Here is a 13,035-nt window from a genome sequence, read left to right as displayed (position 1 = left end):
GCCAATGAGGAAAGCAGGCAGCCCACTTGGCTACCTGCCATTAACGGGGTCAGCAGCAGCCGACACCCATTGCCTTCAACTCCTGGATACGCAGCGGTAAACGCGCCCGATGTTGATCGGTATCGCGCTGGAAAATCTCTTTAGGCACGTATTGCGTCTTCGGTTCAATCGGTTTGCCCGCACGGAACAGCTTGAAGACCTCCAGAGCTTTTTCGCCAAAGAACGGCGGCGTTTGTACGCTAAAACGCGCCTCACCGTTGATCATGGCTTGCAGGCCATCAACCGTGCCATCTTTGCCCCACAGATAGCCCAGTAACTCGTTTCGGCCTGCCGCTTTGATGGCCTGGATACCGCCAATCATCATGTCATCACTGTCAAACACGATGCCGTCAATTTTGCCTTTCGGGAAAGCCTGGAACAGGTCTTCCACACACTTGCGCCCGGGTTCTCGCGAATAAAGTCCGTCGCAGCTGGCGACGAATTTAATATCGGGATACTTACTCAGGACGTTATCCAGCCCTTTTTGTTCGTCAACCACCGGCGATGCGCCTTTGTTGCCGGTGATATGCAGCAAGTTGCCTTTGGGTGCGCCGTTCTTCTCGGTCAATCCTTTCACCACGTCTTTCGCCACCAGCTCACCGGTATCGACAAAATTGGTGGTGAGGAGCGCGAGCCACTTGCCTTTACCGGGTTCTCCGGGAAGTGCCCTGTCCACCACAATCAATGGCACATCTGCCTTGGTGGCCATATCCGGCACCGGTGCCAGCGGCTCATACTCGATAGGGGCCACGATTAACAACGCCGGTTTGCGCGCCAGCAAATCTTCAATATCGGAGATCTGTTTGGCGGGATCGGAATTTGCGTTGGTCCAGACAAAGTCGTAACCCGCATCCTTGAAGGTTTTTTCCATATCTTTGGTGTCCATGACGCGCCATTCGTTTTCCATACCAGCCTGGGAAAACGCCACCAGTTCTTTTGCCCAACTGGCAGCAGAAGCTGAAAGCAGGGCGAGCGTCATTGCGCCAGCGAGGGCGTATGTTGTTGTATTTTTCATTTTGACTTCCTCGGGTGTAGGGTAGGTTTGGTGTTGGGAAGTTGTTCTCAGGTCATCAAGAATCCACCGGTGACATTTAATGCCTGACCGGTCATCGCACTGGCGGCGTCGCTGGTGAGAAACATCATGGCGGCCGTCACTTCATCAGCAGTGACAAAGCGCTTCATCGGGGCCGCATCCTTCCAGGCTTTACGCATGTCACTCAGACTCTTACCTTCGGCTTCGGCCTGACGCACCATCACGTCTTCAATGCGATCACCTTCAATCGGCCCCGGACAGACAGCGTTGACGCGGATGTGGTCATTGACCAACTCCAGTGCGAGCGTTTGATTCAGCCCCAGCAGTGCCCATTTTGAACAGACGTAGTCGGCACGATAAGGTAATCCCCGGCGAGCCACATTAGAGGCGGTGATACCAATAGCGCCACCACCGCTGGCTCGCATATGCGGGATTACCGCCTGCGTCACCAGCATGGTGCCGGTAAGATTGATATCCAGCGTTTCACGCCATTGTGCCAACGGCATGTTTTCCACCAGATTGTAATGCCCGTTAAAACCGGCATTGTTAATCAGCACATCAATACGTCCTTCAAAGAATGCGGCCGCCTGTTGCATTGCGTCCTGAACGGCAGCCTGGTCACGAACATCGGCCTGAAACGCCACGGCTTTCTGACCCAGTGCCTGCACTTTTGCCACGGAATCACTGGCATCGGCAAAATCGATAATGGCAATGCTGGCCCCTTCGCGCGCATAGGAGGTGGCGATAACCTGACCCAACCCGGCGGCGGCACCGGTGATAAGCACGTTTTTTCCCTGATATCTCATGGTTGATCTCCTCAATATGAAAACTGGCTAAGAATGTCGTTGCGCACCGTGACGCCCAGTCCTGGCGCATCAGGCACGGCCAGACAACCATCAACCAGCTCAAAACGCTGGTGAAGCAGGTCATCACGCAACGGGTTATGTTTACGATCGAACTCAATCACAGGCTGATTTAGTAGAGGGAGTCCATTCGCGGTAAACGGGAAAGGCGGAATAATTGCGACAGCCTGCAACGCGGCAGCGACGGCGATACCTGAACCCCACACATGCGGCACGGTGGCTACGCCCCAACTGTTAGCCAGCGCCAGGATTTGCGTGAAGGCGGTGAAGCCGCCGCAGACGGCCAGATCGGGTTGAACAATGTCCACACAACCACCCGCGATAAAATCACGGAAGCCATAACGGGTGAATTCACACTCTCCACCTGCTACCGCAATCGGGTTTTCAGCGCGTACCTTGCGGTAACCGTCGCGATCCTCGGGCACCACGGGTTCTTCAAAAAACAAGACCCCCAGTTCCTGCATCATCCGTCCCATACGCACGGCGGTCGCCGCGTTGTAGGCGTGATTAGCATCCACAAGCAAACCAATATGCGGGCCAACTGCTTCTCTGATGGTACGCAGCCGGGCAATGTCATCTTCCAGCGATAGCAACCCAATCTTGACCTTTAGCAAACCGAATCCGGCATTGGCATAGCCTGCGGCCTCAGCCTGCAAGGAGGTTAAAATTGAGGGCAAATCATGGAAACTTTCCGGGTAATAACACCCGGTGGCGTAGGCGGTGATTTTGTCGCGAAAGCGCCCACCCAGTAATTTCCACACCGGCAACCCTGCCGCCTGCCCGGCGATATCCCACAGCGCGATATCAATGGCAGAAAGCGCTTCTATATAGGTGCCTCGCTGACCGAAATCCCGTGAAAAGGCGTACAGCTCCTCCCAGATACGTACCGGCTCGCAGGGATCGCGCCCGAGGATCCGTGGGGTGAAAACGTGGTCAACCACTGCGGCGACCGGTTGCGCTGGCCCATATTGCCCCCCTTCTCCCCAGCCGACTAACCCGGTATCGGTTTCGATCCGCACCAGATAGCTGTTTCTTTCCGGAAAGGCCGCCTGCGATGAATAGAACGTTTTATCGCCCAGCGGCACACGCAAAAGATGAGACGTCACTGATGTTATTTTCATTGATAAGTTACTCATGAAGGAAAGTGGCAGAACGCTGCGCGGTGCAGCGCGTTAACGATGAAACCGGTGTTCTCGCTGCCCCCGGACGCCAGGCCTGAAAGCAAAGACACTGCCAGCGAAGGGCTGCTGCTGGCGCTGATCCTCGGTTAGCCCCCACCAGGCGGAAGTAATAAACAACACATCCCGCTGGGGGCCACCGAATGTCAGGCAGGTCGGGTTGTCGATCGGGAGAGAGACAATGCGATCGATGGCACCGTCCGGCGAATAACGCACGATACGCGCCCCACCCCATTGCGCATTCCACAAGTACCCTTCTTCATCCACCACTGATCCATCAGCCAGACCAGGCTGTTCGGCAAGGTCGGCAAACAGGCGTGGTTCACCGACTTCACCGGTGTCCGGGTTATAGGGATAGGCGTTGATGGTGCCCTCCGGCATATCGGTGAAATACAGGGTTTTACCATCCGGGCTCCAGCAAAGTGAGTTTGCACATGACACATGTGGCAAACACAGGCTGACCTGGTTGTTGCCTTCCCAGCGCCAAAGCGCGGAATGCGGCAACTGTGGTGAGCCTTCATGCATCCCGCCGCAGAGAAAACGTCCGGCGGGATCCACCCGACCATCATTGAGCCGGGTGTCAGGCACGGCAGACTCAACATCCGCGCACCATTCAACCGCGCCAGTAGCGGTATCCATCATCCCAAACCCTTTTTCCAGCGCCAGCGCAATCCCCGGTCCTTCACATAACGCAATGGCCCCAACCCGCTGTTGCATAGCATAGATACGTGGAGATATTTGCTGTCCGGGTGCCCAGCACCACACTTCACGGGCATGAATATTCGTCCACCAAAGCTGGTTGGTTCGGTCATCCCAGAGGATGCTTTCACCCAACACGTTTTGGCAGTCAAGAATGACTTGAGGTGACTCGGTAAGTTGCATCGCTAAATTATCCGATCAGGTGACATGTTAGATATAGTAAGTATCAAATCTGATATATCAGGCAAGTCAATTTGTGAACAACTTGTGATAAATGTGATCGTGATGGCGATTTTTTATGCGGGGAACAGCAAGGTGGTCAGATGCTCAGGAGGGGGCGAAACCGGTGAAATGTGCGTCAGTCGCAGAACGCCCCTCTCATACCGGGAAAAATTATACGGTGAGAGAGGACGCTTTCAATTTTTGGCTATGTCAGTGCCATGAGTGAGAGATTTACCGTTTCTGATCTTTCACATCAGAAAGTTTTGCAACCAGGCGCTTGCCCAGTTCAAGTGCAGATGCCGGGTTTTGACCCGTAATCAGCTCCCTGTCTTCCACAACATGACTTTGCCATTTTTGCGGAGCAGAGATAAATATTGCCCCGGCATTGGTCAGTGCTGTCTGCGGGGTAAATTTCATTTTCCCCTCCTCAAGCACCGCGGCACTGGCATCTTCTTCCGCGTTAGTGAATGACGTCATCCGATATCCGGAATAAATCCAGCCTTGCGCTTTTGCCCCCGAATGCTTTTCCAGGCGCTGAAGGTAACTCTTCGCCTCAGGTAATGCGGAAATCAGTGCGACAGGTCCATGACAGAGCAGCACGGTCGGTTTACCCGCCTGATGGAAAGCACGTAACAGCTTACCCATTTCCGGGCTGCCAGGCAGATCCTGCATTGGCGCATGACCGCCAGGAACAAATACCGCATCAAAGTGGCTATAACCAATCTGCTCAACCCGGGATAAGCTGATCACAGGCGAGTGCACCGGATCGGTCAGCTTAAGACTGTCGAGCAGCTTGAGGTGTGTCTCCAGTGCCTTTTCATCCCCGCCAAAATCTTTCGCATTGACGGAGACTTTGTCCATAGTTGGCGCTTTCCCTAAGGGCGTTGCAAATGTCAAAGTATCCCCGGCGTCAAGCAGCAGTTTGACCGGCTGCATCAGCTCATTAAGAAAGAATCCCGTCGGATGAACTTTTCCACCTTGCAGTTCAAGCTGATCTGCATCTGAAAGCACGACAAGGACATGAGCAGCAGAAGCCCAGGAACTGGCCGTGGTTAATGCCACAGCCAGCAGCATTTTCTTCATCATAACGATTAAATCTCAGTTACCCTTCAAGGCGTTGAGAATGGCTTTACCCACACCTGTTGCCGACTGCGGGTTCTGGCCTGTAATCAGGTTTCCGTCCACCACCACTTTTTCGTGCCAGTTCGCCACACCGTGATGATGTGCACCACGCTGTTTCAAAGTAGATTCCAGCAGAAAAGGAACCGTATCCGCCATGCCGACTTCCTGCTCTTCGGTATCGGTAAAGGCCGCTACATTTTTACCCGCTACAAGGTACGAGCCATCGCTGAGTTTCACATTCACCAGAGCAGCCGGGCCATGACAAACGGCGGCGACGATCTGGCCATTCTCATACATCTCTTTTGTAATATGTTTAACCGCGTTGCTATCCGGGAAGTCCCACATCACACCATGACCGCCAACGTACATGATGGCGCTATATTTGCTGCTGTCCGCTTTATCCAGGGTGAGAGTGTTGCGGATATTTTCCCGGAATGCCGGGTTTTCCCAGTAATGTTTATTGATTTTGTCTTCGAGGTCGATGCCATAAACCGGCGGTTCTCCCCCCAGGATTGAAGCAAACTCGGTGGCGATCCCGGCCTCATCAAGCACATGAAGCGGGTGGGTTAATTCAGGCAGATAGAATCCGGAATCGTCGTGGCCTTTTCCCAGATCTTTGTGGCTGGTCAAAACAAATAATACGGGTTTAATAGCTGACATGGTTTACTCCATTACGTCATTAATTAATTTAAATCGGTGTGATATCAGGTTACAGCTTAATAGTCGTTGCACCACTGAAGGTGGGATAATCTGTATATCCCTGCTCCGTTCCACCATAATAATATTTATGGTCGGGTTCACTCACTGGCCAGCCATGACGATAACGTTCAACCAAATCGGGATTGGAGATATATTTCGCACCGAATGCAGCCAGATCAATAATATTATTATTAATCATCTCGTTGGCTTTATTCAGGTCCATACCCCCCGCAAGGATTAATGTTCCATTATAAGCCTGACGGAATTTTTCAAGAAAACCATCGGGCATCGCAGGTGCGCCACGGCTGGCTTGATCCATAATATGGATATAGGCGATATTGCGATGACTGAGTTCATGCGCCAGTGCCAAAAACGTTTCTTCTTCTTCGGCAAAATCCCCCAGCTCATGCAAACGCCCAAAGGGTGATAGCCGGATACCCACGCGGTCAGCACCGATTTTGGCTATACAGGCGTCAACAACTTCAAGCGCAAATCGCAGGCGGTTCTCCAGCGTGTCAGAACCATAACGATCCTGGCGGTCATTCACCGCACCATTCAGAAACTGCTCAACCAAATAACCATTTGCACCGTGAATTTCGACACCATCAAATCCAGCTTTTACTGCGTTGACAGCGGCGTGGGCGAAATCTTTAACCACCCGTTTCACTTCTTCCGTGGTGAGTGCATGGGGTTTGCTGGCAATAACAAAATCCGGCTCTCCGGCATCATTAAATCCAAAGGCTGAACTCTTCGCCGCCTGGACCGCCGTGGAGCTGACAGGGGGCTGACCATTCTTCTGAAGAGAAGTATGACTGATGCGACCGACGTGCCAGATTTGCGTAAAAATCAGGCTGCCACCGTCATGAACACGCTGCGTAACCTGTTGCCAGCCGGCAATTTGCTCATCGTTCCAGATACCGGGACAATCGACAAAGCCATTGCCCTCCTGGGAGATCGGCGTTCCTTCCGTCACAATCAATCCAGCATCGGTGCGTTGTGCATAGTAACGTGCTGTCGCTTCGGTCGGTATATTGCCCGGCGCACGAGCGCGGGTCATGGGAGCCATGACCGCCCGGTTTTTAAGGGTATTCCCCGCTAACTGGTAGCCATCAAAAAGACTTGTCATTAGTGTTTCCATCTTCTGAGTTGGAAAGACCAGGAGAATAGCGAGAGTTTGCTATATGTAAAACATCGTATTCTCTATAACGACTATATTGATAACTTATATCAGAACGGGGATTTTCGACTACACGCCAGAAACCAGGTGGGGTTCAGACGTCAGGGATAAGATATTCGGCCTTTGGCCAACCTCAAACAATAAGGCGCGAATCCACTGATGGGCCACATCGCGGTGAGAACGTTCATGCCAGGCCATCGTAAGATTGAACCCCGGCACGTCTAACGGTAACTCAAACCGGGCAAGAAAGTCATAAGCACAGGTCAGGCGGTAAGGGACAACAGCAATCATATCCGTCGTGCGTAACACCTCGGGTAGCACGACATAGCTGTTTACCGCCATACCGATCCGGCGGTGGTATCCTTTTTCAGCCAACCGTTGATCAATGTCATCCTGGAATTGCCCGGTCGAAGACACGATGACATGTTCAGGTTCGCAGAAATCATCCAGTGTCAGCGCGTTTTTGGTGGCGACCGGATGATCCGCTCGCATCATGCAGACATAGCGTTCCTGATATAATGTTCTGAAATGTAGCTCCTCTGGGGTTGCATCATGTCTGACGAGCGCAATGTCGATATCACCCCGCTCAAACTGACCGGACATTCGTTCTGCATCAACCGGAATGACAGCCAGGCGAATGCCTGGTGCGCGCTTTTTCAATACTGACATAAAGGGTAAAACCACGGCTTTCAACGCGTAATCTGTTGCTGCCACGGTGATATCCATTTTCGCGGTGTCGGTATCGAACTCTGCGGGCTGCGATAAAAGCGCGATATTCGACAGAATCTGACTGACAGGCAAAGCGAGTTCCATCGCTCTGTTGGTGGGGATCATTCCCCGTTGCCCCCTGACAAAAAGCGGGTCGCCGAAGTATTCACGTAACCTTGTCAGCATCAGGCTCACAGCAGGCTGCGAAAGCGATAACTGTTCTGCCGCCCGTGTCACACTGCGCTGTTCCAGCAGCGCGTTCAGGGCTTTGAGAAGATTAAAATCTAACGCCTGCAAATCCTGTTTCATTTTTTACCAGCATGGATGAATGTTTAGAAATGAGCGAAGAATACCCATTTGACGCTGTGAGGAAGCATAACCTGGGAAAAAAGAATATTGCATCATAAATATTTAGTCAGGTTAAATTTATCCGCAGAGGAGATGCGCTTCCTGAACAAAAAAATGGGCCAGTGAATATCACTGACCCATTAACGTGAGCAATTACCTGCTACGTCTATTTTGATAAATTAACTTATCTGGCGCAGTTTTCCTCTGCGACGGAAATAAACAACAAGGGCAATAACGATCAGTGCGCCCACTCCGCCACCCGCGATCAGCAAATAACCCGGGATAACGGTGACATTATTGTCACGCAAGGTTTTCACCGCAGCAGCGTCAACATTATCTCCGCCGTTGCCGTATTGATTGCGCACATAGTTGGTTAACGTGGCGATCTGTGCATCGGTCAGATTGTCACCGAATCCCGGCATGACAATGTGATCCCCTGCCCCATTCTCACGGTCTATCCCATGCAGTATCACCTGCACCAGATTGTTCGGCTTATCGGAACCAACAACACTGTTTTGCGACAATGAGGGGTAGTATCTATTTTCGCCAATACCCTGCCCGGCAGTACCGTGGCAGCTCGCACAGTTACCGTTATATAACATTGCACCAGAAGGCGCAGCATCATCAATCGGCATACCACGCACATCCTGTGTGATATTGCTTTGCGCATCCTGACCGGCAGCCGAGCGGTTGCGGGAGGATGTCTGCTGTGCCGGCACACTTTTGATATAGGTCGCCAGCGCGCTCATATCTTCCGGGGTCAGGAAACGCAAGCTGTGCGAGATAACATCAGCCATACCGCCGCCGGTGGTAGCCTTGCCGGGCAGTGCCCCGGTACGTAGATATTGCATCAGATCGTCATGGCTCCAGTTGCCAATGCCCGACACTTTATCTGATGAGATGTTAAACGCCTCCCAGCCATCGACCATCGCCCCGGCGTAGGCTTTGTTACTCAGTCCCATTGCGAGGTTACGTGGTGTATGGCACTCCTCACAATGTCCAAGCGCCGTAGCGACGTATTTCCCGCGGTTCCATTCGGCAGATTGCTGCGGATCGTCTTCAAAAGGTTTGTAGTGGAAATTGATTAAATTCCACCCCTTGAGCGCCAGACGCTGGTTATACGGGAAGCCCATTTCGTTTTCCGGCGGATTATGGTTAACCCCCTGGATCGCCATAAAATACGCATACATCGCATGAATATCAGCGTCAGTCAGCTTCGAGTATGACGTGTAAGGCATGGCCGGATAGAGATTTTTCCCGTCGGCGCGGATCCCGTGTTTCAGTGCATTGCTGAACTGTTGTTCCGTCCAGCGACCAATACCGGTGCTTTTGTCCGGGGTGATATTCGAAGAGTAAATCACGCCAAACGGGGTTTTGAACGCTAACCCACCGGCAAACGTCGTCCCACCGGGTGCGGTATGGCATACCTCACAGTCAGACGCTTTGCTGAGATATTCGCCCTGCCGGATTAAATCCTGCGGCGCGCCAGCGGCAAAACTTGCAGAACAGAAAAACAGGCCAGCCAGGGGAGCCATCAGTAACGATGCTCTGAGTGATAAGCGCATCATACGTGTTTACACTCCTCGATCAGTTTATCCGCCAGTCTCATCGCCAGAGCGGAGAGTGTCAGCGTACAGTTGACGGTGCCGGCGCTTGCCATCACACCACTGGAAGCGACAAACAGATTCTGGTGATCGTGTGTACGTAAATCCGCATCAACGACTGAATCATTTGCATCATTGCCCATGATCAGCGTACCCATAATATGGTTGTTATTGAAATACTTATCATCGTGGCGAACTTCTGTGCCACCAAACAGGCTGGCAATGTGATCGAAGTGCTGATGCGCGACATCACGGGCTTTATTGATGTAATCGTTGATAAAATAATGCACGCCCGGTTTTGGAATACCGAGGGCATCTTTTCTGTCCTCAACCGCCACAATTCGGTTATTTCGGTCTGGCAGAATGTCGAAAAAGGTATTCACTGCGACCCAACGCGATGCATAGTCGCGCACCATAGCGGGCAGCTCTTTACCTGAGATTCCCTTGCTTAACAGATAATTACTGACGGCCAGCGTCGGAGAGTAGTTACCCAGGTTAATCTTCATGGCGGAGTATTCAGAACGGAACGCACCGTCGCGCAGATTGTTAATGCAGCTAAGACGCATCGGGCCACGTCCCGGCCACATCGGCTCTTTGCTGAGGAAGTAAACGGATGTGCCCGGATGGTCCATCAGGTGACGTCCGACGTTATCGGTGGTGTTGCCGATACCGTTCGGGTACTTATCACTTTTGGAGATCAGCATCAATTTCGGGGTTTCGATGGCATTGGCGGCCAGCACGAAAATTTTCCCGGTGACGCGGAAGCTTTCACCGTTAGGATCTTTGTACAGCACCGAGGTGATATTGCCCTTTTCATCGTGCTCGATTTTATAAACCACCGCGTTCGGCACCAACAGCGAGCCAGCACGTTCTGCTTTACGCAAAGCCGTCTCGCCGGTGTATTGCGCTTCAATCGGGCAGATGGGCATGCAGTTACTGTTACCGCAGCAGGCAGGACGGCCATCAAACGGTTGGGTGTTACGCGCAGCCGGTTCGGTGATCAGGTGATAGCCATTCTGATCGACCACCTTCTTGAAGGCCTTGTCAAAGTCAGACAACGGCAGCGGGGGCTGCGGATAAGGTTTACTGCGCGGGGATCCGGTATCGTCGGGACCACCAACGCCCATCTCAACTTCTGACTCGTAGTAATAGGGTTCCAGATCATCGTAGCTGATTGGCCAGTCGCGCCCGACACCATAAAGTGTTTTGAGCTTCATATCATTGGGCAATAAACGCCATGCCTGAGCCGACCAGTGCCAGGTGGTACCGCCCGCGACACGCAGGTATCCCGCCTTGTAAGGCTCCGGACCATACTGAATAAAATAGTCGTTATCCTGGGGTGAATATTGCGGGTGAGGTGCATGTTGCGTCGGTGGATAAGGTGACTGAAAATCGCCTTTGAACGGAGAATTACGGTAGTTTTCTACGATTTTCCATCTTTCGATACGCGGGCCCGCTTCCAGCATCAGGGTATCAATCCCCGCTTTCTGTAACTTTTGGGCGATCTGAGAGCCAGCAATCCCCGAGCCAACGATGACGACGGTGGCTGAATGCGTTGTTTTCATCAATTATTCTCTTACAGGCTTTTAATGACAGGCGGCTTGGCCCAGTAATGCGGTTCACCTCTGGCGTAGGTCGGGAGTACCACAACATCGGCAATGGGGGTGTACATCAGCGCATATTCATACGCGACCACTTTCGCCTCTTTACCGCTACCCACAATCCCTAATTGCCAGGCGCGTAAAATATCGGTGAACAACGTCTGGGTATTCTGATCAACACCCTGTAAAGCCTTTTGCATATCAACAGAACGCATGTCTGCATTCAGAATTTTATTAAGTGTCACTAACTGGTTTTTTAATTCTGCATTGCGACTTTGCATCAAGGTAAAAATGCGCTGCCCAAGTGCGTTATCCAGTTCGGGATAGCCGCAAATAATCTCAGAGACGGTCATAAAAGCGGTAAAAACGGGGTTTGAACGCATGCCAGCATCTATTGCCCAGGCCATCTGTCCGGGAAGTAAACTGCTGGTTGCACCGAGTACCGTGGTTGTTGCCAAAAGCTTGATGAATCGCCTTCTTCCAGCGGGACTGACGTCAGTCGACATACTCATATTAATTTGCCTTGCTTAAATTTTTAGACTTGCCTTTTTGCATCTATTGAATATTGTAATGTGCTGTAGGAGCAGCAATACATGTCCATATTCAGAACAAACAACTGAAAAACAGACACTTAAAGTTACATTGCTTTGATTTGGTTATTGCATTGTTTTCATCCCACAACGTCGGTCAGGCAGACACATTCATGCAAAATGGTCCCCTTAGTCTTCATGTGGGTAGTATTATGATTTGATAAAAAAATGTGATCCAGATAACTACAATGTTAATTTGATAAGCAAATGCTTATGAGAAAAAGATGGCTGATACGTTAAAAAGATTAGAATATTTCACCTGTCTTGCCGAAATTGAACATTATGGCAAGGCAGCTGAGAAACTTGGAATTGCTCAATCAGCACTCAGTCAGCAAATAAAAGCACTTGAGCTGGAAGTGGGATTTCGCCTGTTTCAACCGGCCGGAAGGGGGATATGTCTCTCTGCGGCGGGCAGACATTATCACCAGAGCGTTATTGAGTTACTTGAGAATCACAAACTTGCCATTGAAAAGGCCAAAAAAGCCGCATCCGGAGAGATGGGAAAGGTCACGATAAGTCATGTGGGGACGGCCCTGCTGGATGAGAAGTTTCTCAATCTTTTAAAAGACTTCCGTAGTCATTATCCGGCGATTGAAATACAACTGATCGAACTCGCCATGCCAGAGCAACTTACCTTGCTTCGTAAGCAAAAAGTGGATTTGGCAATCATTCGTGGGCCTTATCCTTTATTACCGGAAGGAACGCTCAATTGCACATTCTCGGCGCAAAGGCTTTGTGTGGCGATGTCACCTAATCATCCCCTCGCCTCACGACAATCATTGTCAATGAAGGATCTGGAAAACGAATCCTTTGTGAGTTATCAGGAGCCGGATATTCAGGGCATAAGCGGCTCGTTAATCCAACTTTCCCATCAGGCCGGATTTAATCCAAGAATAGAATGGCGAGTATCAGCGGTAAATAATAGCCTTGGCCTGGTCAATGCGTGGATGGCTGTCAGCCTGGTTCCGGAAAACATTATTTCCTATAGTATTGGGAATGTGGTTTTCCGCCCGCTGGAGGATGCTAACGCATTGACTCAGCTAATTTTTGTCTGGAATCATGATCAAACCAATCCTGTGCAGAAGTTAATGACTGATTTTTTCAGAAACTACTCGACAAAATAATACTCTGCCACGAAATGGCCAGTTCTAG

General features: G+C 51.3%; 12 protein-coding genes. 1 reads left to right on the top strand and 11 read right to left on the bottom strand.

Going from position 1 to position 13,035, the window contains the following annotated elements; translation table 11 throughout:
* Positions 1–49 precede the first annotated feature (49 nt).
* The 11 genes from AC6I8T_RS25340 to AC6I8T_RS25290 all read right to left on the bottom strand — a co-directional run bounded on the left by AC6I8T_RS25340 (position 50) and on the right by AC6I8T_RS25290 (position 11,805).
* Entirely contained in the window at positions 50–1,054 is a 1,005-nt protein-coding gene (locus AC6I8T_RS25340; protein WP_021183890.1) for an ABC transporter substrate-binding protein, read from the bottom strand.
* A 47-nt stretch (positions 1,055–1,101) separates the two neighbouring features.
* Complete coding sequence (locus AC6I8T_RS25335; protein ID WP_497834758.1) at positions 1,102–1,878, bottom strand: SDR family NAD(P)-dependent oxidoreductase; 777 nt, start codon at positions 1,876–1,878, stop codon at positions 1,102–1,104.
* 11 nt (positions 1,879–1,889) lie between these two features.
* Positions 1,890–3,056 carry a mandelate racemase/muconate lactonizing enzyme family protein gene (locus tag AC6I8T_RS25330; protein WP_208726886.1) on the bottom strand — a complete coding sequence of 389 codons (1,167 nt, stop codon included), beginning with the start codon at positions 3,054–3,056 and terminating at the stop codon, positions 1,890–1,892.
* Positions 3,057–3,107: 51 nt separating this feature from the next.
* A complete protein-coding gene (locus AC6I8T_RS25325) occupies positions 3,108–3,995 on the bottom strand; it encodes an SMP-30/gluconolactonase/LRE family protein (RefSeq protein ID WP_208726885.1) in 888 nt (295 codons plus the stop codon).
* 270 nt (positions 3,996–4,265) lie between these two features.
* Positions 4,266–5,126 (bottom strand): type 1 glutamine amidotransferase domain-containing protein, encoded by an 861-nt coding sequence (locus AC6I8T_RS25320; RefSeq protein ID WP_208727082.1) that lies wholly within the window; start codon positions 5,124–5,126, stop codon positions 4,266–4,268.
* Positions 5,127–5,132: 6 nt separating this feature from the next.
* Complete coding sequence (locus tag AC6I8T_RS25315; protein ID WP_208726884.1) at positions 5,133–5,816, bottom strand: type 1 glutamine amidotransferase domain-containing protein; 684 nt, start codon at positions 5,814–5,816, stop codon at positions 5,133–5,135.
* A gap of 49 nt (positions 5,817–5,865) precedes the next feature.
* Positions 5,866–6,981, bottom strand: coding sequence for an alkene reductase (locus tag AC6I8T_RS25310; protein ID WP_497834757.1), 1,116 nt, complete (start codon positions 6,979–6,981; stop codon positions 5,866–5,868).
* 120 nt (positions 6,982–7,101) lie between these two features.
* A complete protein-coding gene (locus tag AC6I8T_RS25305) occupies positions 7,102–8,049 on the bottom strand; it encodes a LysR family transcriptional regulator (protein WP_208726882.1) in 948 nt (315 codons plus the stop codon).
* Between the two features lie 218 nt (positions 8,050–8,267).
* Positions 8,268–9,656 (bottom strand): c-type cytochrome, encoded by a 1,389-nt coding sequence (locus AC6I8T_RS25300; RefSeq protein WP_497834756.1) that lies wholly within the window; start codon positions 9,654–9,656, stop codon positions 8,268–8,270.
* Positions 9,653–11,257: a GMC family oxidoreductase gene (locus tag AC6I8T_RS25295; RefSeq protein WP_021183881.1), complete on the bottom strand. Its 1,605-nt coding sequence runs from the start codon at positions 11,255–11,257 to the stop codon at positions 9,653–9,655. Before AC6I8T_RS25295 ends, AC6I8T_RS25300 begins: the two co-directional genes overlap by 4 nt.
* 11 nt (positions 11,258–11,268) lie before the next feature.
* Positions 11,269–11,805, bottom strand: a complete 537-nt coding sequence (locus tag AC6I8T_RS25290) for a sugar dehydrogenase complex small subunit (protein WP_036625989.1) — start codon at positions 11,803–11,805, stop codon at positions 11,269–11,271.
* A gap of 302 nt (positions 11,806–12,107) precedes the next feature.
* Here AC6I8T_RS25290 and AC6I8T_RS25285 point away from each other — a divergent pair, with 302 nt between their 5' ends.
* Positions 12,108–13,007, top strand: a complete 900-nt coding sequence (locus AC6I8T_RS25285; RefSeq protein WP_208726879.1) for a LysR substrate-binding domain-containing protein — start codon at positions 12,108–12,110, stop codon at positions 13,005–13,007.
* The last annotated feature ends 28 nt before the right edge of the window (positions 13,008–13,035 follow it).

This window comes from Pantoea sp. X-Soil-OKNW-556, from assembly GCF_059730695.1.
This window is presented reverse-complemented; position numbering and strand designations above follow the sequence as displayed.

Excerpts from the sequence above, each read along its gene's own strand:
- AC6I8T_RS25340 (WP_021183890.1), bottom strand. The coding sequence starts at position 1,054 with ATGAAAAATACAACAACATACGCCCTCGCTGGCGCAATGACGCTCGCC.
- AC6I8T_RS25305 (WP_208726882.1), bottom strand. The coding sequence starts at position 8,049 with ATGAAACAGGATTTGCAGGCGTTAGATTTTAATCTTCTCAAAGCCCTG.
- AC6I8T_RS25300 (WP_497834756.1), bottom strand. The coding sequence starts at position 9,656 with ATGATGCGCTTATCACTCAGAGCATCGTTACTGATGGCTCCCCTGGCT.
- AC6I8T_RS25330 (WP_208726886.1), bottom strand. The coding sequence starts at position 3,056 with ATGAAAATAACATCAGTGACGTCTCATCTTTTGCGTGTGCCGCTGGGC.
- AC6I8T_RS25315 (WP_208726884.1), bottom strand. The coding sequence starts at position 5,816 with ATGTCAGCTATTAAACCCGTATTATTTGTTTTGACCAGCCACAAAGAT.
- AC6I8T_RS25325 (WP_208726885.1), bottom strand. The coding sequence starts at position 3,995 with ATGCAACTTACCGAGTCACCTCAAGTCATTCTTGACTGCCAAAACGTG.
- AC6I8T_RS25290 (WP_036625989.1), bottom strand. The coding sequence starts at position 11,805 with ATGAGTATGTCGACTGACGTCAGTCCCGCTGGAAGAAGGCGATTCATC.
- AC6I8T_RS25310 (WP_497834757.1), bottom strand. The coding sequence starts at position 6,981 with ATGACAAGTCTTTTTGATGGCTACCAGTTAGCGGGGAATACCCTTAAA.
- AC6I8T_RS25295 (WP_021183881.1), bottom strand. The coding sequence starts at position 11,257 with ATGAAAACAACGCATTCAGCCACCGTCGTCATCGTTGGCTCGGGGATT.
- AC6I8T_RS25335 (WP_497834758.1), bottom strand. The coding sequence starts at position 1,878 with ATGAGATATCAGGGAAAAAACGTGCTTATCACCGGTGCCGCCGCCGGG.
- AC6I8T_RS25285 (WP_208726879.1), top strand. The coding sequence starts at position 12,108 with ATGGCTGATACGTTAAAAAGATTAGAATATTTCACCTGTCTTGCCGAA.